Source organism: Caldisericum sp. (assembly GCF_049967455.1).
Classification (GTDB): Bacteria; Caldisericota; Caldisericia; order Caldisericales; family Caldisericaceae; genus Caldisericum; species Caldisericum exile_A.
Map to the genome: position 1 here is coordinate 1 of NZ_JBMFSR010000005.1, position 23,643 is coordinate 23,643.

Genomic DNA, 23,643 nt, shown 5'->3' on the forward strand with positions numbered 1-23,643 from the left:
TGAAAATTCCCTTCGGAATGACACAACCAGTCATTTCGAACGAAGTGAGAAATCTCCTCCTTTGGGGAAGTTCGAAGGGGGACTTTTACCCCTTCGAATAATGGAGAAATCTCCGCTTTTTAATCTGGAAAGGGATACCCTCCTCAGCACTCTACCCAATAGTCCTTTGACTTTGGGATTTAAATTCGAAATGGGGTAACCCCCCTTTCTGATGGTTGATGGGAAACTTTTTTCCTTTTAGTAAATGGACATGTCTTCCTAAGTTTGACATGACAACCTGTGAGTTAGAAGCAACTTTAAAGGAATCGAGAGTTATTTATCTTTTTATAAAAAATTTAGAAGTCTATTTCATCTTTTTCAATGAGCTTATTGCAGGCATTGTTTTCATTAATAAATCCTTAAGCCATTCTTAAAGAATTTTGATAAAATAATTCTATGGAAATAATTCCTTCATATAGATTCTATTTGTACTTAAAATTACTTGTAAATGCTCCTAAGAGAGTAGTCCTTATGAGTCCAAAAGAGGACTTAAATATCTTATACAAAAAACACATTGAGGAAGCAAAACTTTATTTACCTTATGTTGATAATAATTTAAAGGTACTTGATTTAGGAAGTGGTGCAGGATTTCCTGGGATTCCTCTTGCAATAATGAAACCTCAAGCTCAATTCTATCTTATCGACAAAAGAAAAACTCATACGGATTTTTTAGAATTTGTTGCAAAGACTCTCAATCTTCAAAATGTAAGTGTAATTAACCTTGATGCCACGCTTCTTAAAAGAAATAAGATCATTTTTGATGTCGTTGTTGCGAGGGCAGTTAATAGAATTGATACAATACTCTCCTGGATTAAGGAAAATCTGAGATCAGAAGGAGTCGTTGTGCTTGGAAAGAAAAAAGATGTAGAAGAAGAACTTAAATACATATCATATCCTTTTTATTTAAAAGAACTCAAAGAGACTTCCTTTGGTTATCTTGTGGTAATTAAGAAGTTATAGGTGTGTTTCTATAAATTCCTTTGTGTAATTATTTATTAGGTCTTTATCGTAGTCCATTGTGGCAACATGATATGAATTCTCAAGATAGATAACTTTTACATCTTTTGAACTGACATTTTTCAAAGTATAGTCAACATTTTCAAGTGGTACAACATGGTCTTCTTTCGATTTTAAAATGAGAAGTGGTTGTTGTACTTTTGAAAGATTCTTTTGGATAACATTTAAGAGTTTAATCATCTCATATGCGCCTCGTGTTGGTGTCCTATCGTATGCAGGTTCTTTTACGTTTGGATCTTTTATATCTGAACCAATTGCAGGCATCGATTTTATAAAGAGACTTAAAATCGGAAGAAGCTTAACCTTTGGATCATTCACTATGACAACATGATTTATGAGAATTCCGCCTTTCACCTCAGTATGATTTTCAAGCATATAGAGAGTTAGTGCGCCACCCATGGAAAGGCCTGCAACAAAAATGTTTTTTGTCCTATCTTGAAGTTTTTTATAGGCACTTTCAACATCGTTAATCCAATCGGTGTATTTAACCTTATTGAGGTCTTCCCATTTAGTTGCATGTCCACTTAATCTTGGTGCTTCAACATGATATCCAATATTTGCAAGATATTTTGCAAGATAAATTATGCTTCCAACTGTTCCTGTAAAGCCCTGTAAAACAAGGACACCTACATCTTTATTACCCACACTACTAAAAGGTTTACCTTCTTCCCAAATTTCTGTCATTCTTTCCTCCTTGTGGGTAAGATTATGAATATTCCCCCTACTATAAGAAGAATTGGTATAATGTATCTTTTTACACTAAACCAGAAAATATCTTCAATTGCAAGAGCTTTAGGAAGAAATATTAGAAGTGCTATTGCTGTAAAAATAATCCCAGTCCAAATTGCCTTTATAGAAAATTTGACAACACTTCCATAGATTAGGTAAGAAAGCCCAACAGAAAGTGCTAAAAGGAAAATTACATTTAGAGTATCAAAGGGCAGAATATTAAATTCTAGGGTAAGCAAAGAAAGTCCAAATAAAAATACAACTAAATACGAAATAATCTCGTTTTTGTGAGAGTATCCCCTCATTGTAAGAAATGCAAAACCGATGAGTGTGAAGAAAATTGCAACAAATAAACCAAATGCATCATGAATTGTTGCAACTTCTTTGATAAGCAATGTAAGACCCAAAGAGATTACAAGTATTCCTGAAAATACTTTACTTTCTGTTAAATTCATATCAACCTCCTATATCCTTTCTGTATAGAAGTGAATTGAAAGAACCTGTGGACCCGTGTGAGTTCCTATAACAGGTCCGAGTTGTGTCAATGATACTGACTTATTAAATTCCCTTTCAACAAAATCTCTATATTTTTCTGCTTCTTCGAGATTTTCACCATATGCTACAGTAATGTATTTTAAACCTAATTTTTCCACTTTTTCTTTTGTAAGCTCAATCATTCTTTCCTTGCCTTTTTCAAGTGTACGCGGCTGTTCAAGGACATTTACTACACCTTCGTCAAAGAAAAGTATCGGTTTAATTTTTACAACAGTTCCAAGAATTGCCTTTGCTTTACCAATTCTTCCAAGGCGAGCAAGCCAGAATAGATCTGGAACAAGGAAGTAAATATTCATATGCTTGTATAGTGTAGAAGTTATTTTTAAAACATCTTGCAAAGGCATATTTTCCTCATAGAGCATCTTTGCAATTTCTAATATTTGATATCCCAAGCCCATAGAGGTGAACTTTGAATCAAAGATGTAAATATCGTTACTTCCTAATGCTTCTTTTGCAGCATTCGCTGAATTAAGAGTACCAGATAAGCCTGCTGAAATATGAATTGATATAATTTTATATCCTTCTTTAAGAAGTTCTCTATAGACTTTTTCAAAGTCTTCAGGTGCAGGTTGTGTTGTTTCTGGAAGAATGCTTGTTGTATGAAGCTTTTTGTAGAATTCGTCATGGGTCATATCTATGCCTTCACGATAGACTTCATCACCGAATCTTACATACAAAGGCACGACTTTAATATCGTACTTTTCAAGGTATACTTTTGGCATATAGCATGTTGAATCAGTTACGATTTTTACTTTTTCCATCATTTACCTCCTTATTTTACAAACGACGCCTATTCCTAAAAATTCAGGACCGAGATGTGCTCCAAGCACAGGCCCTATTCTATACTTTGTTACCTTTTGTCCAAAGGCATCTTCAACTCTTTTTCTAAATTCTTCACCCTCTTCAACATTTGCTCCATATATTGTATCAACATATTCAAATCCATCAAATTTATTTTTAAGACCTTTTACTATATTTATGAGTTCTTCTGTTGAGCCTTTTCTTGTTCTTCCTAACTTGTAGAAATCAATTCTGCCTTCATTAAGGTGAACTATGAAATATAACTTCAAAGCAGTCGATATCTTGCTTTGAAAATGGCTTATGCGTCCACCTCTTTCAAGGTATTGGATATCCATTGGGAGAAAAAATCCGAAAATCCTTGAATAAGACTTTTCAATTTCTTCTGCAATTTGCTCTCTTGTATAACCCTTGTTTGCAAGGTCATATGCGAGAAGCACTTTTCTTAAAAGGTTTGCAGACGAAGATTTTGAATCTATTACAGTTATCTTATCAGTTTGGAGCAGCGTTTTTGCTGCATTTGCAGAATTAACTGTGCCTGAAAGTCCGGTTGAGATATGTATTGAAATAATCTCGTGTCCTTCGTCAAGTAAAGGCTTGTATGCATCTATAAAATCTTGTGGCGAGGGTTGAGACGTTTCAAATCGTTCACCACTTTTAAGTCTTTCATAAAATTCATCGTCAGAGATTTCAATTCTCTCTTTCCATTGGCCTCTCTCGTTTTTAACATACAGGGGAACAATCTTTATGTCATATTTCTTTAACTCGTCATCGTTAAAGTATGCTGTTGTATCTGTTACTATTTTTATCATTAAATCCCTCCTATAAAGTAATATATGACAACTGTCGAAAGCATACCAATCAATATTCCTGTGATAAATTGCCCAATTGTATGATCTTTAAGTGTAATTTTGAGGTAGAAAGCAGGTATAAGCAAAAGATAAAGAAGGCTTCCTTTTAATCCAAAAATCGCTGTAAGTATTGTTGCTGGTCCTGCAATAGATGTTGCGTGTCCTGAGGCCTTGTAGCCTAACAAATTGGAAACTCCAAGTATGATACCCGCTAAATTGTAGGAAAGAGATATAAAAATACTTACCTTATTGCATTTTAGAATCAAAATTACCACAAGACCAGTTAAGAAACTTATCATATTCACTATAAATGATAGGCGTCTTTCTTTTTTAAAATCCCATGGATATCTTATGAAAGATAGAAACGACAAACTTGGGAGTAATGAAAAGAATGTAATTAAAAGTAAAAATTCAAGATTATTGATGAGGTTTGAAAGCCTTACAATTGTGATAACAAAAAGGGCAACAGGTTGTTCTGAAATTAAAAAGGTTAGCATCCTTTTGAATCTGTTATCCATTCTTATCTACCTTTGGAAGAATTATTCCTTCTTGATTCTGGTATTTTCCGTGTCTATCCTCATATGAAACTTCGCACGGTTCATCTCCTTCAAAGAAAAGAACCTGAGCAATACCTTCGTTTGCGTAGACTTTTACAGGAAGGGGTGTAGCGTTTGAGATCTCTATTGTTACAAACCCATTCCAACCGCTTTCTAACGGTGTGATATTAACAATGATGCCACTTCTTGCATATGTGCTTTTTCCAAGGACTATGCAATGGACATTCTTTGGGATTCTAAAATATTCTACACTTTTTCCAAGTACATATGAATTTGGAGGAATAATCACAAAGTCACCTACATAATCTTGGAGAAGGTCTTTATCAAACTTTTTTGGGTCAACTATTGCAGTTTCCTTTCCTATTGCACCTGTAAAGACTTTAAATTCGTTTGCAATACGCATATCATAGCCGTAGGAAGAGAGTCCATATGAAATTACACCGTGGGATTCAAGATGATCAACAAACGGTTCAATCATCTTTTCTTTGATAGCCTTCTCTTTTATCCACTTATCACTTTTTAGCCCCATGTTATCTCCTTTATGTTTTTAATATTATAGTTAAAGTAATTTTTTTGCAAAATTTCCAAAATAACATTTGAAAAATTATTAAAGCTACGCGGTTTTTAAAATTAATTTTTAGTTATTTTGCAGTGTTGATTGACTTGTATGATTTAAAGAAGGCTATGGAAACAGAAAAGAAGAAAAATGATGCTTGCAACCCTATTAAATTTAATAAAATTTAAATCGAAAAACTTCAGAAATAGTTCAAGGCATAAGCAATTTTAGTATAATTTGGAAAATTCAAAGAATTGTTTTACAATATAAAGGTGAATTTTTTGCATAAGTGGGTAATTTGTGCCCACTTTTTGTTTTAGAAAAATATGGAAAAGATAGAGAGTATTGTAAGAAAAAACGCTGAGAGATTTAATATGATGGTGATAGAGTTGTCTATCACTGGTGATACAATTGAAGCAATTGTTTATAGAAGAACCAAAAGCGTTACTGTTGGTGATCTTGAAGAACTTACAAGAGAGATACAGCGTGATTTGAAGGCAATTGGAATTGAAGGTGTTTATGATATTAACCTTTCAACTCCAGGACTTGATAGAGTTTTGAAAGATAGAACTGAGCTTGATATTTTTGAAGGGCGAGAAGTAAGGTTTACTTATGAAGATGAAAATGGACAGACCGTGAGCAAAGAAGGTATCTTGAGAGGAAATACAGGAGACAATGTGAATTTTGAAATTGATGGTGTTAAATTTTCCGTTCCCTTTTCAAAGATTATAAGGGTTGCATTGTTTGAAAGAATGTTTGAAAAAAGAAAAGGGGGTAAAAAGTGATAGACATAGAAACCTTAAGAAACATTGAAAAAGAAGAAGGTATTCCTAAGGAAGAAATTATTGAAATAATAATTGAATCTATTAAGGAAGCCTATAAAAAGCATTTTGGTGAGGAAAATTCTGTTGTGAAGGTGAACCTTGCAAAGGGCGAGATAAGACTATACGCAGAGAAAACCATTGTTGAACATGTTATGAATCCCTTAGCCGAAATTTCACCTAAGGAAGCACTCAACTTTACTGATAACCCAAAGGTGGGAGAAAAGGTGCTTATTGAAATCCCCATAAAGATGCTTTCCTCATCTGCGGTTATGGCCGCAAGACAGGTGTTTATGCAAAGAATTGCCGAAAGAAGAAAAGAACATTTAGTAAACCTTTTCGCAAACAAGCAAGGTACAATTGTAAAAGGACGAGTTACAAGGATTAAAGGAAGAGGTTCCATAGGTATAAGCCTTGAAGAGGGTATGCAAACAGTTGAAGGAATTCTTCCAATTGAAGAACAAATACCTAATGAACATCTCATAAGAGGAAAGGAATACGATGTCTATGTTAAAGAAGTTAGAATTGGTGACAGGAATCCTCTAATAGTTCTTTCAAGGGCAGATCCTAATTTTCTTGCAAAACTCCTTGAAAGAGAGGTACCAGAGATTTCACAAAAGATAGTTGAAATAAAAGGGATAGTGCGTGTACCGGGTGAAAGAGCTAAGGTTGCGGTATTGAGTAAAGATCTTCATGTGGACCCAGTTGGAGCGTGTATTGGACCAAAAGGCACAAGGATAAATAGCGTGTCGAAATCATTAAACTTTGAAAAGATAGATATTATAAGATATAGCCCTAATCCGGAGGTTTTCATTGCAAATTCTTTAAGCCCCGCTGAGGTTAAGAAAGTAGAAATTATTCCTAATACAAAAGAAGCAAATGTGTATGTTGAAAAAAAGGAAGCCCCTGTTGCAATGGGGAAAGACGGGGTAAATGTTGCACTTGCATCCAAATTAACAGGGTACAACATTCATCTTGTGGAACTGGAAGAAGGTGAAGTAAATGAAGAAAGAAAGTAAGCAAGGGAAAAGGGTTTATGAGCTTGCAAAGGAATTAGGATTGAAGTCTCAAAATCTCATGGAAATAATGCAGGAGTTGGGAATTCCTGCTAAGAGTACCCTTTCTACAATAGATTCTGAGTCTGTATCATTAATTACTGATTATGTTAACGAGTTGAAGCATAAGGCTCAAGAACAAAAACAAGAACTCGAAAGCATTCCAGATAATATAACACTTGATGAATTTTGTGTATACTTCAACATCCCAATCGAAGAAGTAAGAGAAAAAATAATGAAGTTTGGACTCCCTTATAAACCCTCTTACAGGTATTCAAGGCAGGAAGTGCACTATCTTGCGCAGGAATTAGGACTTAAGACTCCTCCATTTCTTGACGAAGAATTTAAAAAGCGTTTTGTAAAACGTGCCCCAGTTGTAACAGTGATGGGTCATGTTGATCATGGAAAAACAACACTTCTTGATGCTATAAGAAAAACAAATGTTGCAGCAAGAGAAAAAGGTCAGATAACTCAGGCAATCGGTGCCTCTACTGTAAGGATAAATGGAGAAGATATTATTTTTATTGATACACCGGGGCATGAAGCTTTTACCGAAATGCGACTTAGAGGTTCGCTTGTCACTGATATTGTTATCCTTGTAGTTGCAGCAGATGAAGGTGTTAAAGAGCAGACAATAGAATCCTTAAACCATGCTAAAGCAGCAAAAGTGCCAATAATTGTTGCAATAAACAAAATAGACAAGCCAGGCGCGGATCCAGAAATGGTAAAGCATCAACTTGCAGATAGAGGACTTTTACCAGAAGAATGGGGTGGACAGACTGTTTATGTGCTTGTCTCAGCAAAAACTGGACAGGGTGTTCAAGATCTTCTTGAAATAATAAGACTTGAAGCAGATCTGCTCGATTTGAAAACTAATCCAAACACAATTGCGTCAGGAACAGTTATTGAGTCTAAGATTGATAAAAATGTTGGTCCACTTGCAACAGTTATTGTGCAAACAGGAACATTGAAAGTTGGTACATATTTGAGGGCAGGTAATACCGTTGGTAAAATTAGATTCTTGAAAGATACATTTGGTAAAAGTGTCAATTTAAGTCCTGCTGTTTCAGCTGTTGAGATTGCAGGTTTAGAGGAGATTCCAGAGGCAGGAGAGATCTTCTATGAACTTTCAGGTATAGAGGAAATGCGTGAAGAAAAAGAAAAAATAGAAGAGGCAAAGAAGAAGGCAAAAGAAGAAGGGCGTGTTCCAAAAACTCTTGAGGAGCTTTTGAAAGAGATGGAGGAACGCGAGGAAAAACACCTTTATGTTATTCTCAAAGCAGACACTCAAGGGTCTCTTGAGGCAGTAAAAAGGGCAATAAGTGAGATAAAATCGCCAATTCCAATTGAAATTGTACACGAGGGTGTTGGTGGGATTGTCAAAAGTGATGTGCTCCTTGCATCAGCCTCTAAAGGTTTTATTCTTGGATTTAACGTAAGGCCTGTTCAAGAAGCGATAAATGAGGCAAAATCAAGAGGAATTGAAATAAGAACCTATGATATTATATTTGAACTTGTTGACGAGATTGAGCGGCTTTTGAAAGGTGCTGAGATAAAAGAGACAAAGGAAGTCGTTGTTGGAAGAGTTACAGTGAAACAAACATTTAAGGTTCCCAATGTTGGAACAGTTGCAGGATGCCTTGTTAATGAAGGGAAAATCTACAGAGGGGCAAGGGTTAAGGTTATAAGAAATAATACTGTTATTTATACAACTGAGGTTTCATCACTTAAGAGATTCAAGGAGGATGTAAGAGAGGTTGTTAAAGGATATGAGTGTGGCGTTGGTTTGAAGAACTTCAATGATATAAAGGTTGGAGATGAGTTTGAAGTAGTTGAGGTGCAAGAAGTTTAATAGATGCCACTTTATATTTGCCCAACACCTATAGGTAATCTTAAAGATATAACCTTAAGAGTTCTTGAAGTACTCAAAAGCGTTGACTATATAATTGCAGAAGATACAAGAATTACAAGAAATCTTCTCAATAAATATGAAATAAAAACACCTCTGAAGAGTTTTCATTCATATTCAAATAAAAGAGTTTTAGAGAATATTGTTGAAGATCTAAAGTTTGGTCGATCAATTGCTCTTGTTTCTGACGCAGGCACTCCATGTATTTCTGATCCAGGCTATGATCTTGTAAAAAGATGTATAGAAGAGGATATTCACTTTGAAGTTTTACCTGGGCCAAACGCAGTGCTCCCTGCAATTATTTTATCTGGCTTTCCACCAGATAAATTCTTCTTCTATGGATTTCTTAAAAGAGCTGAAGGCAAAATTAAAAAGACATTTGAATACTTTAAAGAGTTTGAATACCCTGTCGTTTTTTATGAATCTCCATATAGACTTGTAAAGGTTCTTTCAATAATGAATGACATTTTTGATTCTAACCGTTATGTTTCAGTTGTAAGGGAGATTTCAAAGATTCATGAAAGTGTTGTGAGAGGCTCTGTTAAAGAGGTTTTGGAATACTTTAAGGCAAATCCGCCTAAAGGTGAAATTGTAATTGTTTTAGGTGGAAGGGACATGAAAATATAAGAAAGGGGGCAAAAGCCCCCCAATCTTTTATAGTTTAATAAACTATGGTTTCCAGTTTACTGCAGCATAAGCATTAACAAGTCCATAACCGTAGTATTTATCCCAACCTTTTGCTCCAAGGTCTTTTGCAGTTGATTGAAGTGCAGTTCTCACTTGTTCATTTGTAAATTCTGGATGAACCGATAGCACTAATGCTGCAACTCCTGCAACATGTGGAGTTGCCATTGAAGTTCCTTGGAAGAAGTAATATCCAAAACTTGTGGGACTTCCTGAGAATGTTTGTTGTAATATTCCATCGCCATAGCCATCTTTGTTTTGGTCAACTGATGTATCTCCGCCCGGTGCAACAAGATCAAGTGCACTTCCATAGTTTGAATATCTTGCTCTTGTTCCATCAAATCGAGTTGCTCCAACTGCAATGCATTCTGTATAGGCTGCAGGATAGCTTACCAAAGGCTTTCCGTCATTTCCTGCGGCACAAACAATTACAACACCTTTGTTGTATGCATATTTAATAGCATTGTAAAGCGTGGTTGAGCCTTGGCTTCCTCCTAAACTCATATTAATAACTCTTGCACCATGATCTGCTGCCCATGTAATGCCGTTTGCAATTGCATCATAGGTTCCTGAGCCAGAGCTATCAAGCACCTTTATTGGGAGGATTGTAGCTTCATATGCAATACCAGCGCAACCTGTACCATTATTTGTTGATTGAGCAATTGTCCCACAAACATGTGTCGCATGTCCATTATCGTCGTTTGCGTGAGTGTCATTATTTACAAAATCATAGGCATTTGCAGTGTCAAACTTTGTATTTGCAAGATCGGGAGCAAGAGCATACTGAGTGCCTGTTACAGGATCAGTGTAATTTTCGTAAGCAACCCCTGTGTCGATTATTGCAACTTTTACACCTCCACCTCTTGTGATGTTCCAAGCTGAAACAGCCTGAATGCCGTAATTAGATGCATATCCATTGGATAGCATTCCATAATCATATAAATCCCACTGGTATGGTGAGAACATCGGGTCATTTGGCTCTGCAAGTGCATGTGCAATAAAGTTTGGTTCAATGTAGGCAATATCTGGATCGTTCTGCAATAATTCTTTTATTGAATCAACTGTTTTTCCTTGAGGCAATGAAAATACTGCAAAGTTCTTAAGACCGATTCTTTTTACTTTTAAGGATTTTGAATTCTCGAGTGCTTTAGCCTTTAATCCAACATTAATCCCATCTTTAAATCCAACGATAAACTCACCGGTTGCAACCTCATTCTTAATTGAGAGTGGTTCTCCACCAACAAATAAGGGTTCAGCACTTTTTACTTGGACAAACACTGTAAGCAACAGTGCAACCAAGATCAAGCTTACTAAAACTTTCTTCATGCTCTCCTCCTTGCAAAATTTTTGTTATTATATGAAGTTTTATTTTTAAGTCAATACTTTTTAAATTAGTTTGCCAAAAACCATCTTTAATATAAAATATCCTTGAAGGTTAAAATGGGATTTAAAAAATGGTTTATTTCGTTTGCACTGCAAGGTGCATCGATCTCTCTTTTTAATATAGTTATAAGTTTGTATGTGGTAGTTGCTCTAAGGGGCAATGTACAAAGTGCATCTATTGCAGTTGCACTATTTTCGTTTGGAAACCTTTTAGGCTCAATTTCTGCAAGTATCATATTGGATAGAATTAAAAGAATTTCTGTCTTGATATATACAAGTTTTTTCCTTGCATCTTTTATAATAGTTCTTATGGCTTTTGTTAAATCTATCTTTATTTATTATCTTTTTTCAATCATACTTGGAAATGTAATTTCTTTCACTGGTCCTGCAATGACTCTACACCTTTCGAAGATCGGAGATGAAGGCTTTGTAAGAAGGCAAATTAATAATTTAAATCTCTTTAATAGTGTTGGTTCGACTTTCGGTATGCTTTTTGGAAGTTTTGTGCTTACCATAGTGAAGAGCCTAAATGATATACTTAAGCTCAAAATGATCTTTTTTATTGCTTCAATTCTTCTTCTTTTAAGTTCTTTTTTAACCATTGAACGAGGTGCTTTAAAGGTTAAAGTTATACCGAATCTCCGTACAACCAAGATTTTATTCCTTAAAGTTGCAAATTTTGCAAGTGAATTCTTTAAAGTTGTGGATTTAAGAAATCTACCAAGGAATATGAGACTTATTACTATGGCTGTTTTTATGGCATTTTTTGGTGCAAACCTTGTATTCTCAATATTTACTGTATTTTTAAAGGAAGTATTCAAAGTATCATCTCAGCTGATATTCCTACTTTATTCGGCAAACAGTTTTGCAGGTAATATCGCCTTTTTCTTAACAGGAAAATTGCGTACGACCAAATATGATCGACTCTTTATAAGGTATGTCTTATTTTTAAGAGGTATGCTTTTCATTCTAATTGGAATTTTTGTTGTATTTAAAATCGATTTCATGAAAGTATTTATCTATTTAAGTTTTGTTTTCTTCGGTTTTACTTGGCCTTTTCTTTACATTCCTTTAACGCTTGAAATCACAAATCTTACACCTCACAAAGAACGTGGTAAAGCTTTAGGAATTTTTAACATGTCAATCAATTTTGCTGTAATTCTTGCCTCATTTGTTGCGGGATTTATTGCACTTCACCTTGGCTACTTTGCTACATTTATAATAGGAGGCACACTCCTTGTCTTAGGAGAGCGCCTCTTTTCAAGAGTATTTTCTTAACTTAGGAATGCATTAATTACGTTTCCTTTACTAACTTTGACTCCTAATTCTTCGAATGTTTCTGCAATTTTTGAAACTGCAACTAGTAGTTCGTCTTTCGTAATGCTTCCCATGTGTCCGATTCTAAAACCCTTTCCGTAGAGTTCTGCAAGCGTATTTGCAATAACAACTCCATGATCTTTTAATCTTCCTCTAAATGTTTTATCATCAATTCCCTCAGGATATAGGAATACTGATAGCGTTGGTGCAGGTCTTTTTGCAACAAGCTTTAAACCTAACTCATTCATTGCGTTTCTTACTCTTCTTGCAAGGTCTTCATGTTTTTTAAAATAATTTTCAAGCCCCATATCAAAGATATCTTTTAAAGATTGATGAAGTGCAAAAAATAGATTAACGGATGGTGTTGCAAAATATTTTGTGCCATCTTCCATAACAGGTATCCATTTTAAAATATCACCATAATAAGTACGTGGCTTAATTGAATTCCTTTTTTCGATTGCTCTTTTTGAGAAGGTAAGAAGCGTTAGTCCTGGTGGTGTTGCAAGTGCCTTTTGCGAGCCAGTTAAGATTACATCTATTTTCCAATTATCGAACTCCTCTTTTACTCCCCCAGTTGCACATACGCCATCAACTATAAATAGAGTTTCAGGACTTACTTCTTGAAGTATTTTTGAAACAGTTTCAACATCTGCAAGCACTCCTGTTGATGTATCAACATGAGTTAAAGTTACTGCAGTATAGTGTTTTTCTTTGAGTGTTTTTCTTAGCAATTCAAGATCTACGTGTTCGCCTGGGTTTGCCTTTATCTTGTCGACTTCTATTCCAAGATGTTTTGCGAGTTCTTCAAATCTATCGCCAAAATATCCATGTGATAACACGAGAAGATTGTCCTTTTCCCCAAGAATGTTTGTTATTGCCATTTCCATACCCAAAGTTCCCGATCCTGTTATAACAAATGGAAAACCATTTTTAGTTCCAAAAAGATTCTTTACATAGGACAATGTCTCTTTAAGCAAATTTGCAAATTCAACACTTGTATGTGAAATAACGGGTTTTGACATTGCGTCAAGTACATCATCACTTACAGGAGTTGGCCCTGGAATTAGTAATAATTCTTGCATAAGTTTACCTCCTTTTTATTTTCTATCAAAAAACGGATTTTTACCCGAAATACTCAAAGGTATGCCATACGCAATTATTACATCTTCGCCAAGAATTTTCAGATTAATTGCAGCTCTTCCAATCGAATACATTACTCTGTTATCTATGCATAAATCTTTTCCAAGCGATACAGCACTTCCAATTGCGATACCAAGGTCTATTGCACTACTTTCTTTTAAAACCGTTTCCTCAGATTCGCCATCTTCAAAGCCGTGTGCCTTTTCTTTTGGTTTAGAACCGATAATGACAACAACTTTTCCCTCAATGTTTTTTGCATCTCTTATAAAGTATTGAAGATTTCTCTCTGTGCCAAATCTTACCATTTCCTCCCTAATTTTATCAAGTTCTTCCCCATATACTATTGCCGTAACAATTGAATCAAGTCCATTTGCTTTTGGAGCAGTGCGAGCTGCAACACACATCTTAGTTGCAATATCTAATACAACCTCAAAATCTTGTTCTGGATATATCTTAATCATTCTTACACCCCCTTTATAAAGCCACCATCGATTGGCAAAACGATACCAGTTATATAAGAAGCCTTATCAGAAGCAAGAAATACAACAGTAGAAGCAAATTCCTCGACAGTTCCAATACGCTTCATCGGGATACTTGCAACCATTGTCTTTTCTGCCTCTTCAAACGTTATTCCTTCTTTTTCTACTCTTGCTTTAAGAAGGTTTTCAACTCTCTCAGTCATTGTGTAGCCTGGAGCAACTACATTAGCCGTTATTCCATAAGGTGCAAGTGAATTTGAAACAGACTTTATAAATGCAACAACCCCAGCTCTTGAAACATTTGAAAGAATAAGATTATCAAGTGGTTGCTTAACTGATATTGAAGTTGAAGCAATAATTCTTCCCCATTTTTGTTTTATCATAAGATCTTTAACACCATAAACTGCATAGATTGTGCTCATTAGATTCAAATGAACTGCATCAAGGTAGTCTTCGGGTTTTACGTCAAAGAATCCACCTGATGGTGGTCCACCTGCATTTGTAAAAAGAATGTGTATTGTGCCATAAGTTTTAACTGTTTCATCTATTGCTCTTAGTACATCATCCTTTTTGGTGGCGTCTCCCGAAACGATGAGCGGTTCAAAGCCAGTTTTAGTTTTTATTTCTTCTTGTGCCTTTTTGAGATTTTCCATAGAACGAGCCATTATTGAAACAAGCGCGCCTTCTTCTGCAAGTTTAAGGGCAACACCTTTACCGAGCCCTTTACTGCCAGCCATGACGAATGCAACTTTCCCTTTGATGCCTAAATCCATCTAAATCGACCTCCTTCAAGATGATTTCATAAATATTATACAAAAGATTTACTTTATATTTGAAAATAAAAATGGTGCCGGGGGTGGGAGTCGAACCCACACGGAGCTCTGAACCCCTGCGGATTTTGAGTCCGCCGCGTCTGCCAGTTCCGCCACTCCGGCACTCAATGAATTATACATTATTGGAGGATTTTTTCAACTCTATTCAAGGAAGCTTTTAATTTCGTAAGAGTCTTTTCCAAATATTTCTTCTAACTTTGAAATAAATCCCTTTAATGGATCAACTGAGAATTTCGGTGATGAGTGAATTCTTACGATTACACCGTCAGTTTTTATGTGCAGTATAATTGGGACTTCGCCTTTAAAACTCTGTGCGATTTCCTTTAATTTTGAAAGTTTTGTAAATACTGTTTGAGAGCTTTCTTCATCCAATGAGATATTTATATGGAGTGCGTTATTTTTATCGTTTTTCTTAATATCTTTCTCTGTTAAGAACTTAAAAACATCCACTGCAAAGAGGGTGAACGAATCTTCTTCCTGCCTTATTTCTCCTTCGATTATTGCAATTCCATCTTTATCGAGATATTCAGAAAATTTTTCAAGGTATTGTGGCATAACAAGGCATCCAATTTTATTTGCGCCATCTTCAAGGTCAAACCTGAGTATAAAGTTACCGTTTTTTGTTTTTGATTTTTTAGCGTTGTTTATTACGCCTGCAACCTTGACTTTGTTAATTGTGATTTCTTCAATTTCTAATGAATCAAGAGAGTTTTCGCTTTCAATATCCTCTTCTCTTTTAAATTTTGAAATTACTTGCGATACTGTTTCAATTCCAAGATCTTCAAGGATTCCAAGATATGCATTTATTGGGTTATCAGAAAGATAAAATCCAAATGCTTCTTTCTCGTATTTTAGGATGTCTGCTCTTGTTGCATGGACCCTTGGTGTTGTAGCCTGTGGCAGCCCACCAAACAGGGAAACGGTTGCATGAGTTTCTGAACCACCTTCAAGGAGTGCTTTTCTGTCCTCATCAAGTGAGTCAAAGCAACCCGCCTTAATTAGGCTTTCAATAACTTTTTTGTTTACCTTGAAGGAAGCTGTTCTTTTTTCAAAATCCTTAAACGATGAAAATGGCCCGTTTGCAATGCGTTCTTTTATTATTTCATTAATTGAGGCTTCTCCTACATTCTTTATACCGAGAAAACCAAATCTAATTCCGCTTCCTTCTACCTTAAATAGGGCATCTGATTTGTTTATATCAGGAGGATATATGGGTATGCCTTTGCTTATTGCTTCAAGGAGAGTTTCACGAGTTTTATCTTCATTTCCTATGTATGAGTTTAATATGGCAGTAAAGTATTCCTTGGGATAATGTGCTTTTAAATAAGCAGTTCGGTAGGCAAGCGTTGCATAACTGACTGCATGAGACTTATTAAATCCATAACCTGCAAAAAATTCAATGAGATCAAAAATTTTCTCGGCAACAATTTTATCAACACCATTCTCAACTGCTCTCTTTACAAATATTTCCCTTTGAGCTTTCATTATTTCGGGAATCTTTTTACCTATGGCCTTCCTTAAGGTATCAGCTTCTGCCATAGTGTAGCCTGCAAGGGCATTTGCAATCTGCATTACCTGTTCCTGATAAACAATAATTCCATATGTATTTTTAAGAATTGGTTCAAGTTTTGGATGAGGGTAAGTTACTTTTGTTTTACCAGATTTTCTGTTGATGTATTCTTCAATACCTCCTGCCTTTATGGTGCCAGGTCTGTAGAGGGCAACAACTGCTGTAAGGTCTTCGATACTGTCAGGTTGAACTCCTTTTAGAACTCTTCTCATACCTGCGCTTTCTAATTGGAACACGCCCACTGAATCACCACGTTTGAGCATATCGAAAGTTTCTTTATCATCCTCAGGAATTTTGTCTATATCAATATTGATTCCTTTCGATTTAAGCATGTCTATTGTATCCTGTATTATTGTGAGGTTCTTAATACCGAGAAAGTCCATCTTTAAAAGCCCAATGTGTTCTACAACATCTTTATCAAATTGAGTGATAATAGAATTATCTTTGTCAGTCTGAAGAGGTAGATATTCAGTTAATGGTGCATCACCTATTACAACTCCTGCTGCATGGGTACCAAAGTTTCTTGAAAGGCCTTCAAGTTTTAGCGCAACATCAAAAAGTTCTTTATAGCGTGAATCTTCGTAGAGTTTTCTTAAATCAGGAAGTGTTTCAATTGCCTCTTTAAGTTTAAGTCCTGGCGGAATGAGTTTAGAAATTCTATCTGTTTCCTGATATGTGAACTTTAAGGCACGACCAACATCACGGATAACCTGGCGTGCTTCCATTTTACCAAATGTTGCAATCTGTGCAACATGAGACTCCCCGTACTTTTTTCTTACATAATCTATAACAGCATCTCTACCTCTATCACCAAAATCAACATCAATATCAGGCATACTTATTCTTTCTGGATTTAGGAATCGTTCAAAGAATAGATTGTATTTAATCGGATCAATTTCTGTTATACCTAAAGCATATGAAACAACAGACCCTGCGGCAGAACCACGTCCTGGTCCAACGGGAATATCATTATTTCTTGCATAATTTATGAAGTCCTGAACTATAAGGAAGTAGTCGGTAAAACCCATCTTTTCAATGACATCTAGTTCAAAGCGAGCTCGTTCCATTACTTCTTCTGCCTTGTCTCCGTATTTTTCTTTTATCCCTTTAAAAGTTAACTCTTCGAGGTACTCTTTGTTTTTTGATGGATCCCAGTTTTCATCTTTTCTATAAACAGGTAAGTGGTATGATGAAAAATCAAATTCGACATTGCACAATTCTTTTACAAGTTCTGTATTATAAACTGCATCTTCAAGACCTTTGAATACTTCAAGCATTTCAGCTTCGCTTTTTATATAGAACTCTTGATTTGGAAAACGCATTCTCTCTGGATCATCAAATGGCCTTAAAGTTTGAACGCATAGTAGTATATCGTGTGCGTGCGCATCTTCTTTTCGTAAGTAATGTGCATCATTTGTAGCAACAAGTTTGACGCCTTCTGTGTCTTTGAGAGTTTTTGCAACTTCTATAACTGCCTTTTCTTCATCAAGTCCGTGATTTTGCACTTCAACAAAGAAGTTTTCCTTGCCAAATATATCAAGGTATTTATAAAGTGCTTTCCTGACTTCCTTTATATCTCCTTTAAGTGCTTTTGCAGAAATTTCGCCTTGAAGACAGGCAGACATTGCGATAATGTCTTCATTGTATTTTTTGAGAATTTCAAAGTCAATCCTTGGTTTATAGTAAAATCCTTTTATATAACTTTCTGTTACAATTTTTGTAAGGTTTTTGTATCCTTTAAGGCTTTTTGCAAGAAGAATAAGATGGTATCGCTCTTCGTCTTTTTCTTTTTTTTCCACACCATTTGGAGCAATATAAACCTCAACACCAATAATGGGTTTGATGCCTGCTTTCTTCATTTCATCATAAAACTCAATAACTCCATACATATTTCCATGGTCAGTTATAGAAACAGCATCCATTCCTAATTCTTTAACCCGGGAAGAAAGTTCTGAAATTTTATTCATTCCGTCAAGAAGGCTATATTCAGTGTGAAGATGCAAGTGTGTAAATCCCATAACTACTTAACCTCCACTTCTATTGACAAGTTAGTGTTTATTTGTTCTTGTACAATGTTCAAAATTATATTAGTAATTTTTGCGTTATTTAGAGTAAATGATATTGACTCGTTTATTTTTCTTCCTTCAAAGTCACCTGTCTTTGATAAAATAAATTCGTTATCTTTAACTTCTTTTAGATTCAAAGATTTTAAAGTACTTCTTAAATTTAAAAACTCCTCGATAACAGATTTTGAATAAGATAAAATTGCCTTTTCTTCTTCATTTGGTCTACGACCATTGATGTCAAAATCACCATTTTTATAAGAGTATGTTAAATTTCCATCTTTAAAGGTAAGAAAATCGCCGGTTTTTTCAACTTCAATTTCCTTTTTCACGGGGTTTTTGTTTGCAATACCATTTATTTTTACTGCAATCTTCTTATTTGAAGAGCCTTCAAGAGGAAACTCGACCGTATCAAGGAACTTTGAGAATGTAACATTATCTACCGAAAGAGCAACATTTAAATGGTTTTCGCCTTCTTTGAATTCGATTTCTTTTGAGAGTGGAATAAAGAATTTGCTTTCGATCACAATTTTATGCTTTCCTAATGCAACTGGGGAAATAACGAATACTTCTCGTCCATTTACAATTAGACTTACTGGTTCATAATATGTGTTATCAATCTTTATAGAGTTAATCCTTGTATTTGCTTCGACTGAAAGGTAAGAAATAGGCTTTAAGAAAAAAGTTCTTTTATCCTTATTTACAGATACTGTTTTTTCCTCATAATTATTTGCAGACACCTTATAAGTATTTGGAGAGAGCCTCAATTCCCCTTCAAATGTTTTTCCATCTATAATAACGGTATTAATAGGTTTTCCTGTGACTTCATCAAAGAAATTTATCTTATAAGAGTTTTGAAGATAAATTTCTGAAAAAATTTTAATTAGAACATCTTCATCAAAGAAATTTATCTTATAAGAGTTACCGCAACCTACAAAATACAAAAGAGAAAATATTAATAAAACTAAAATTATCTTTTTCATAGCGAATTATTTTACAACAAAAGGGGTATGTTTCAAAATTTCTTACCGAGACTTTGTTACTCCTATTTTTGGGCATAACTCTTTAATGGGGCATTTAGAACAGAGAGGGCTTACAGGCTTGCAAATATTTTGGCCAAATGTGACAAGAATTGGGTTTATGGTCTTCCAGTACTTCTTTGGGAGTATTTTTCGCAATTCCATTTCGGTTTGTTCAGGGGTTTTTGTTTTTACCCAGCCAAGCCTATTTGAAATGCGGTGAACATGAGTATCAACACAAATGCCGTAGTCATCAAAGGCTTCAGTTATGACAAGGTTTGCAGTTTTTCTTCCAACGCCTTTCATCTTTAAGAGTTCATCAAGATCATTTGGGACACGGCCTCCATATTTTTGTATAAGTGTCCATGCGATTTCTTTTATTTGCTTTGCCTTTCTTTTGTAAAAACCTACAGGATATATGAGTTTTTCTATTTCTTCTTCACTTAGTTTAACAAGGTCGTGAGGCGTTTTTATAACCTCAAACAATCTTTTTGCGGCTTGCTCTGTTGTTTCATCTTTCGTTCGCAAACTAAGAATTGTGCCTATGAGAATTTTGAAAGGATCAGCCTCCTTTTCTTTAATGCGAGTTACAACGGGCACTCCAAGGTCTTTTACAAATTTCTCAAGCTTTGGAATAATTAAGTTAAATTTATAATTTTTCATGTCAGTTATTTTGCCTTATGAGTTCTTCCCTTCTTTTTCTGTATTCAATTATTGGAAGGTCCCCCTGCACAAGATTTTCATCCATATGTAATGAACTCTTTTTGGGAATTTGTGTTTCCACAACCCTTCTGTCCTGATGAAGCACAATTCTATCAAATGGAATGGAAAGCGTTGCGATGAGTTTATCTATAAATTTAATTCCCGTAAGTTTTACATACTGTCTAACATAGACTAAAGAGTGTTCTTCATCAACAGGAACGAATGCAGCAACGATAAAGAATTTGTCACTTATGTGATTTTGCCAAATATTTGGGAAAATGAATTCAAGATAAACCTTACTTTTCTGTCCTTTTAGTTCTTCTGGTTTCTTTGGAGGAGTACCATCGTCTTTTCTATTAAACACATAGAAGCGCATCTTATCAGTATCAAACCACTCCACAACTGGTCCATCTGCAACAGTTCTATTGCCTGTTCCTATTGTATTATAGTGGACAAATGGAAGATGAATTGGGTCAAGTTGATTCTCAATGCATCTTGAATAGTGCGTATTCCAAGGATCTTTTAATTCATCATATGCAAAACTATCGTCAATCCAGTCAAAAAATGGTATCTTATCGGGAGCTTTTTCTTCATCACCATAGAACAAAAATATAAATCCATTTTTTTCTTTTACTTTATAACTTTTTACTTTAAAGTTTTCAGGAACTTTTGAGTTCCTTCCATTTGCTGGTATTAAAACTACCCTACCGTTTGAATCATATTGAAAGCCGTGAAATGGGCACTGAATGTGTCCTTCGACAATTTTTCCTCTTGAGAGGCTTGCACCTCTATGGGCACATATATCTCTGATACATGCAATTCCGTTTTTTGTCCTCCACATTACAAGTTTTTCCCCGAATCTTGTAAGTCCAATAGGTTTATCTTTCAATTCTTTTGATGATAAGACGACATACCACTGATTTTTAATCATATTTGCCTCCTTTCTACTATGTTTATTATCTCTCTTTTGTGAGAAAAAATCAATAGAACTGTGTTTAAAATTGCTACATTAATAAACTCTCTATGCGCTACATAAATGAATATCAAGGTTAAAAACATACCGCTTAATGCACGAATGGCATCGAATTCTGGAGTTGTATTTTCTCTTTTGATGAATATAAAAATTGTATAAACAGTACCTAAAATTAGCGGAACTTCATACTTTGTAAGTGCTGACCATATACCAAATGTTGTTGCAATTCCCTTGCCTCCTTTGAAATTCAACATCGGAGGGAAAATATGTCCAAGTAATGGTGCAATTGAAATTAAAGTTAGCTCAAAAGGAGTTAAGCTGTTTTTTGAGATAATAAAGTAAAGAGGTATAAACCCTTTTAAATAATCAAGGAAAATTGCGATTAATCCAAGCTTAATGCCTTTAAGTCTCCATAAATTTGAACCACCAGGGTTGCCGTCTCTGAATTTTCTAAGGTCAATATTGTATATTTTAGCAATTATATATGAAAACATTATTGAACCGATTAAGTACTCAATTAAAAATAGAAATATAAATTTAGTTGAGCTCATCTTATTTTAATTTTTCTGCCTTTCCACTCTACTTCTCTTTTTATAAAAGTTTGCAAGATTGAATTTGCAAAAATTATAAAGAATATAAACAAATGTATGGGATATAGCATAAGTAAAACTGGATTAAAGTTTCCAATAATTCTTCCAACAAGAAGAAACTCAACTGAGAAAAATATTGCAAATATAAAATACTCTTTAAGATGAAAAAGAACCGAGAAAGTTGCCGTTATGAAAATGAAAACGATGATAAAATTCAAAGGATGTGTTGAAACAGCACCTTTTGAAAAATTTTTAGACCAGCCTGAGAGTAATTCTTTGAAGCCACCTTTATACATCCTAAACTTAATATCCTTTCTTCCAAGAAAATTTTTTATTTTAATGCCCTTTTTTGCGATTACTTTCCCAAGAGCCAAATCTTCAACTACTTCTTTCAGGACGTTTTTGTGTCCTTGAGTTTTTTCGTAGGTATCTCTATCTATGAGAATGCATGTGCCAAAAAGGCCTTGTATAGGCAAGAATCGATTTATTAAGGAAAAATTGTTAAGGGAAATTGCCCCTATAAAATTAAAAAAGAAAGAAAAATTTTCTTCCAATGTTTTGATTTCATGATATGGCCATACACTTATTACGGCATTTTCAAGCTCATATGTGTATAAAAGTTTTTCAATTGCATCATTTCCAAGCCTTAGGTCAGCATCTAAGAAGAGTAGTAAATCTTGAGTTGATTCCTCAAATCCTTTTAAACATGCATATGGTTTACCTAAAACCTCTTTTGGTTTTTCCTTAATTGATACTACTTTTGCGCCATTTTGTTTTGCAATACTTTCAGTTTTATCTTCCGACTCATCGTTTACGACAATTATTTCGTAAGGCTTGTATGTCTGATTTTTTAAGTCTTCTAAAATGTTTATGAGATTACTTTCCTCATTTCTTGCAGGAATAATTACAGAAACTTTCTTATTGAGCTTTACTGCTCCTTTTTTGAGTACGCCAAACGGGAAAAATGATAATAAACTTCCTAAAAAACCTGTTAAGTAAAGAATTATATTATAAACCATAAATTATAACCCATTAACAAATTATAATAAATATAACAAGAATTTCAAATGCTAAAATTACAGAAATTACTTATAATTTTATTGAAATGGACTACGATTCAATTATTGAAAAACTGAAAAATACTGAAAATCTACCGACATATGATCTTCTTATTGCTCTTGAGAAGATAATCTTAAAAAATGATATTGAAATTCTCATTCATGAACTTGCGGTGTTTTTGGGACTTTCATTGAGATTCGTATATAGTTACGAAAATCCTTCAATTTACGAAGATTTTTCTTATTTTGCTTTCAATTTAAAGAAATACCTCAATTTTCAGTTGAACTTTTTAAATGTAGATGCAATTAAAGATGTTGAACTTCCTTTTGTTCTGAGTCCAGGAAATTGTCTTGTAATTGAGCGCACAGAAGATACTTTGATATGTGAGCATGGGTTTGATAGATTTAAACTTTCTGTTGGTGGATTTGATGAGAATGTTAGAATCTTAAAGCTTAATGTATCTAAAATTGAAAGAAAGGATCTTTATCAACAATCAATTTTTAGGGATATAGCATATGAAATACATCACAATTACTACGAGAGGAATAAAGACTCATTAAACTACTTCGTTGGAAAAAATGCCTTCAAAATGTTTATAAAAGATCTTGGCGATAACTCAAAGACTTTTCACGACATGAGTTCATTAATCTTAACTGAGACAATACAAAATCAAATGACTGCTCTTTACGGGTTGAAGGTATATTTGCTTGGTATTTATCACTTCCTTTCTAAAGATGAGCAGAAGATTTTATTTGAGGGGATTGAAGCCTTAGGAGATTCGATAATGTTCTTTAGAGAATTTGAAAGAATCTCAAAAGACGCTTTAATGAGAAATATGTTTAACAGTGAAATAAGAAGGAGATGCGTAAATAGTTTAAAAAGAATGGTTGCAAGTTTTGAACATTTTGTGTATATTTTAGAAAAATTTATTTAAGGAGAAGAAT

Annotated in this window: 24 protein-coding genes and 1 tRNA gene; 8 read left to right on the forward strand and 17 right to left on the reverse strand. The window is 34.5% G+C overall.

Annotation, left to right across the window (positions count from 1 at the left end; all coding sequences use genetic code 11):
- Nucleotides 1-218 precede the first annotated feature (218 nt).
- Nucleotides 219-413: a hypothetical protein gene (locus tag ACP5SP_RS02815; protein ID WP_428066805.1), complete on the forward strand. Its 195-nt coding sequence runs from the start codon at nucleotides 219-221 to the stop codon at nucleotides 411-413.
- Between the two features lie 22 nt (nucleotides 414-435).
- Nucleotides 436-999, forward strand: coding sequence for a 16S rRNA (guanine(527)-N(7))-methyltransferase RsmG (rsmG, locus tag ACP5SP_RS02820; protein ID WP_416084987.1), 564 nt, complete (start codon nucleotides 436-438; stop codon nucleotides 997-999).
- On the opposite strand, the gene ACP5SP_RS02825 is transcribed toward rsmG, so the two are convergent.
- Genes ACP5SP_RS02825 through dcd form a run of 6 tightly spaced genes read right to left on the reverse strand, consistent with a single transcriptional unit; the run spans nucleotide 994 to nucleotide 5,075 of the window.
- Nucleotides 994-1,740: an alpha/beta hydrolase gene (locus tag ACP5SP_RS02825; RefSeq protein WP_424587018.1), complete on the reverse strand. Its 747-nt coding sequence runs from the start codon at nucleotides 1,738-1,740 to the stop codon at nucleotides 994-996. The two genes, rsmG and ACP5SP_RS02825, sit on opposite strands and share 6 nt — an antisense overlap.
- The gene (locus tag ACP5SP_RS02830; RefSeq protein WP_424587019.1) at nucleotides 1,737-2,240 is read right to left on the reverse strand and encodes a hypothetical protein; all 504 of its coding nucleotides are present in this window, start codon (nucleotides 2,238-2,240) and stop codon (nucleotides 1,737-1,739) included. The genes ACP5SP_RS02825 and ACP5SP_RS02830 overlap by 4 nt, the downstream gene beginning before the upstream one ends.
- Before the next feature lie 9 nt (nucleotides 2,241-2,249).
- Nucleotides 2,250-3,101, reverse strand: coding sequence for a DegV family protein (locus tag ACP5SP_RS02835; RefSeq protein ID WP_424587020.1), 852 nt, complete (start codon nucleotides 3,099-3,101; stop codon nucleotides 2,250-2,252).
- Nucleotides 3,102-3,104: 3 nt separating this feature from the next.
- Entirely contained in the window at nucleotides 3,105-3,950 is an 846-nt protein-coding gene (locus ACP5SP_RS02840) for a DegV family protein (protein WP_428076006.1), read from the reverse strand.
- Nucleotides 3,950-4,507 (reverse strand): hypothetical protein, encoded by a 558-nt coding sequence (locus ACP5SP_RS02845; protein WP_428076007.1) that lies wholly within the window; start codon nucleotides 4,505-4,507, stop codon nucleotides 3,950-3,952. The genes ACP5SP_RS02840 and ACP5SP_RS02845 overlap by 1 nt, the downstream gene beginning before the upstream one ends.
- A complete protein-coding gene (dcd, locus tag ACP5SP_RS02850; protein WP_424587023.1) occupies nucleotides 4,500-5,075 on the reverse strand; it encodes a dCTP deaminase in 576 nt (191 codons plus the stop codon). Before dcd ends, ACP5SP_RS02845 begins: the two co-directional genes overlap by 8 nt.
- Before the next feature lie 353 nt (nucleotides 5,076-5,428).
- Between dcd and rimP the strand changes: the two genes are divergently transcribed.
- The 4 genes from rimP to rsmI are packed head-to-tail and all read left to right on the forward strand — an operon-like array spanning nucleotide 5,429 to nucleotide 9,514.
- Complete coding sequence (gene rimP / locus ACP5SP_RS02855) at nucleotides 5,429-5,887, forward strand: ribosome maturation factor RimP (RefSeq protein WP_416084994.1); 459 nt, start codon at nucleotides 5,429-5,431, stop codon at nucleotides 5,885-5,887.
- Entirely contained in the window at nucleotides 5,884-6,942 is a 1,059-nt protein-coding gene (gene nusA / locus ACP5SP_RS02860; RefSeq protein WP_416084995.1) for a transcription termination factor NusA, read from the forward strand. Before rimP ends, nusA begins: the two co-directional genes overlap by 4 nt.
- Nucleotides 6,926-8,830, forward strand: coding sequence for a translation initiation factor IF-2 (gene infB, locus ACP5SP_RS02865; RefSeq protein ID WP_416084996.1), 1,905 nt, complete (start codon nucleotides 6,926-6,928; stop codon nucleotides 8,828-8,830). Before nusA ends, infB begins: the two co-directional genes overlap by 17 nt.
- A gap of 3 nt (nucleotides 8,831-8,833) precedes the next feature.
- A complete protein-coding gene (gene rsmI / locus ACP5SP_RS02870) occupies nucleotides 8,834-9,514 on the forward strand; it encodes a 16S rRNA (cytidine(1402)-2'-O)-methyltransferase (protein ID WP_416084997.1) in 681 nt (226 codons plus the stop codon).
- Nucleotides 9,515-9,556: 42 nt separating this feature from the next.
- On the opposite strand, the gene ACP5SP_RS02875 is transcribed toward rsmI, so the two are convergent.
- Nucleotides 9,557-10,897 (reverse strand): S8 family peptidase, encoded by a 1,341-nt coding sequence (locus ACP5SP_RS02875; RefSeq protein WP_428076008.1) that lies wholly within the window; start codon nucleotides 10,895-10,897, stop codon nucleotides 9,557-9,559.
- A gap of 114 nt (nucleotides 10,898-11,011) precedes the next feature.
- Here ACP5SP_RS02875 and ACP5SP_RS02880 point away from each other — a divergent pair, with 114 nt between their 5' ends.
- Nucleotides 11,012-12,232: an MFS transporter gene (locus ACP5SP_RS02880; RefSeq protein WP_428076009.1), complete on the forward strand. Its 1,221-nt coding sequence runs from the start codon at nucleotides 11,012-11,014 to the stop codon at nucleotides 12,230-12,232.
- On the opposite strand, the gene ACP5SP_RS02885 is transcribed toward ACP5SP_RS02880, so the two are convergent.
- From ACP5SP_RS02885 to ACP5SP_RS02930, 10 genes are all read right to left on the reverse strand, one after another.
- Nucleotides 12,229-13,353 (reverse strand): pyridoxal-phosphate-dependent aminotransferase family protein, encoded by a 1,125-nt coding sequence (locus ACP5SP_RS02885; RefSeq protein WP_424596822.1) that lies wholly within the window; start codon nucleotides 13,351-13,353, stop codon nucleotides 12,229-12,231. The genes ACP5SP_RS02880 and ACP5SP_RS02885 overlap by 4 nt on opposite strands.
- Nucleotides 13,354-13,368: 15 nt before the next feature.
- Nucleotides 13,369-13,872 carry a ferredoxin domain-containing protein gene (locus tag ACP5SP_RS02890; protein ID WP_428076010.1) on the reverse strand — a complete coding sequence of 168 codons (504 nt, stop codon included), beginning with the start codon at nucleotides 13,870-13,872 and terminating at the stop codon, nucleotides 13,369-13,371.
- A gap of 2 nt (nucleotides 13,873-13,874) precedes the next feature.
- The gene (locus tag ACP5SP_RS02895) at nucleotides 13,875-14,663 is read right to left on the reverse strand and encodes an SDR family oxidoreductase (RefSeq protein WP_416085002.1); all 789 of its coding nucleotides are present in this window, start codon (nucleotides 14,661-14,663) and stop codon (nucleotides 13,875-13,877) included.
- 72 nt (nucleotides 14,664-14,735) lie between these two features.
- Nucleotides 14,736-14,825, reverse strand: a tRNA-Leu gene (locus ACP5SP_RS02900).
- A 39-nt stretch (nucleotides 14,826-14,864) separates the two neighbouring features.
- A complete protein-coding gene (locus ACP5SP_RS02905) occupies nucleotides 14,865-18,311 on the reverse strand; it encodes a DNA polymerase III subunit alpha (RefSeq protein ID WP_428076011.1) in 3,447 nt (1,148 codons plus the stop codon).
- Between the two features lie 2 nt (nucleotides 18,312-18,313).
- Nucleotides 18,314-19,339, reverse strand: a complete 1,026-nt coding sequence (locus ACP5SP_RS02910; RefSeq protein WP_428076012.1) for a hypothetical protein — start codon at nucleotides 19,337-19,339, stop codon at nucleotides 18,314-18,316.
- A 42-nt stretch (nucleotides 19,340-19,381) separates the two neighbouring features.
- Nucleotides 19,382-20,038 (reverse strand): endonuclease III domain-containing protein, encoded by a 657-nt coding sequence (locus ACP5SP_RS02915; RefSeq protein ID WP_428076013.1) that lies wholly within the window; start codon nucleotides 20,036-20,038, stop codon nucleotides 19,382-19,384.
- Between the two features lies 1 nt (nucleotide 20,039).
- On the reverse strand, nucleotides 20,040-21,008 hold the full coding sequence (locus tag ACP5SP_RS02920) for an aromatic ring-hydroxylating oxygenase subunit alpha (RefSeq protein WP_416085006.1): 969 nt from the start codon (nucleotides 21,006-21,008) through the stop codon (nucleotides 20,040-20,042).
- Complete coding sequence (locus tag ACP5SP_RS02925; RefSeq protein ID WP_424606673.1) at nucleotides 21,005-21,601, reverse strand: glycerol-3-phosphate acyltransferase; 597 nt, start codon at nucleotides 21,599-21,601, stop codon at nucleotides 21,005-21,007. Before ACP5SP_RS02925 ends, ACP5SP_RS02920 begins: the two co-directional genes overlap by 4 nt.
- Nucleotides 21,598-22,659: a glycosyltransferase gene (locus tag ACP5SP_RS02930; protein ID WP_428076014.1), complete on the reverse strand. Its 1,062-nt coding sequence runs from the start codon at nucleotides 22,657-22,659 to the stop codon at nucleotides 21,598-21,600. Before ACP5SP_RS02930 ends, ACP5SP_RS02925 begins: the two co-directional genes overlap by 4 nt.
- Nucleotides 22,660-22,745: 86 nt before the next feature.
- Between ACP5SP_RS02930 and ACP5SP_RS02935 the strand changes: the two genes are divergently transcribed.
- Complete coding sequence (locus tag ACP5SP_RS02935) at nucleotides 22,746-23,633, forward strand: hypothetical protein (protein ID WP_428076015.1); 888 nt, start codon at nucleotides 22,746-22,748, stop codon at nucleotides 23,631-23,633.
- Nucleotides 23,634-23,643 lie beyond the last annotated feature (10 nt).

Coding starts and splice junctions, on each gene's coding strand:
- ACP5SP_RS02815 (WP_428066805.1), top strand. CDS start 219: ATGGGAAACTTTTTTCCTTTTAGTAAATGGACATGTCTTCCTAAGTTT.
- rsmG (WP_416084987.1), top strand. CDS start 436: ATGGAAATAATTCCTTCATATAGATTCTATTTGTACTTAAAATTACTT.
- ACP5SP_RS02825 (WP_424587018.1), bottom strand. CDS start 1,740: ATGACAGAAATTTGGGAAGAAGGTAAACCTTTTAGTAGTGTGGGTAAT.
- ACP5SP_RS02830 (WP_424587019.1), bottom strand. CDS start 2,240: ATGAATTTAACAGAAAGTAAAGTATTTTCAGGAATACTTGTAATCTCT.
- ACP5SP_RS02835 (WP_424587020.1), bottom strand. CDS start 3,101: ATGGAAAAAGTAAAAATCGTAACTGATTCAACATGCTATATGCCAAAA.
- ACP5SP_RS02840 (WP_428076006.1), bottom strand. CDS start 3,950: ATGATAAAAATAGTAACAGATACAACAGCATACTTTAACGATGACGAG.
- ACP5SP_RS02845 (WP_428076007.1), bottom strand. CDS start 4,507: ATGGATAACAGATTCAAAAGGATGCTAACCTTTTTAATTTCAGAACAA.
- dcd (WP_424587023.1), bottom strand. CDS start 5,075: ATGGGGCTAAAAAGTGATAAGTGGATAAAAGAGAAGGCTATCAAAGAA.
- rimP (WP_416084994.1), top strand. CDS start 5,429: ATGGAAAAGATAGAGAGTATTGTAAGAAAAAACGCTGAGAGATTTAAT.
- infB (WP_416084996.1), top strand. CDS start 6,926: ATGAAGAAAGAAAGTAAGCAAGGGAAAAGGGTTTATGAGCTTGCAAAG.
- rsmI (WP_416084997.1), top strand. CDS start 8,834: ATGCCACTTTATATTTGCCCAACACCTATAGGTAATCTTAAAGATATA.
- ACP5SP_RS02875 (WP_428076008.1), bottom strand. CDS start 10,897: ATGAAGAAAGTTTTAGTAAGCTTGATCTTGGTTGCACTGTTGCTTACA.
- ACP5SP_RS02880 (WP_428076009.1), top strand. CDS start 11,012: ATGGGATTTAAAAAATGGTTTATTTCGTTTGCACTGCAAGGTGCATCG.
- ACP5SP_RS02885 (WP_424596822.1), bottom strand. CDS start 13,353: ATGCAAGAATTATTACTAATTCCAGGGCCAACTCCTGTAAGTGATGAT.
- ACP5SP_RS02890 (WP_428076010.1), bottom strand. CDS start 13,872: ATGATTAAGATATATCCAGAACAAGATTTTGAGGTTGTATTAGATATT.
- ACP5SP_RS02895 (WP_416085002.1), bottom strand. CDS start 14,663: ATGGATTTAGGCATCAAAGGGAAAGTTGCATTCGTCATGGCTGGCAGT.
- ACP5SP_RS02905 (WP_428076011.1), bottom strand. CDS start 18,311: ATGGGATTTACACACTTGCATCTTCACACTGAATATAGCCTTCTTGAC.
- ACP5SP_RS02910 (WP_428076012.1), bottom strand. CDS start 19,339: ATGAAAAAGATAATTTTAGTTTTATTAATATTTTCTCTTTTGTATTTT.
- ACP5SP_RS02915 (WP_428076013.1), bottom strand. CDS start 20,038: ATGAAAAATTATAAATTTAACTTAATTATTCCAAAGCTTGAGAAATTT.
- ACP5SP_RS02920 (WP_416085006.1), bottom strand. CDS start 21,008: ATGATTAAAAATCAGTGGTATGTCGTCTTATCATCAAAAGAATTGAAA.
- ACP5SP_RS02925 (WP_424606673.1), bottom strand. CDS start 21,601: ATGAGCTCAACTAAATTTATATTTCTATTTTTAATTGAGTACTTAATC.
- ACP5SP_RS02930 (WP_428076014.1), bottom strand. CDS start 22,659: ATGGTTTATAATATAATTCTTTACTTAACAGGTTTTTTAGGAAGTTTA.
- ACP5SP_RS02935 (WP_428076015.1), top strand. CDS start 22,746: ATGGACTACGATTCAATTATTGAAAAACTGAAAAATACTGAAAATCTA.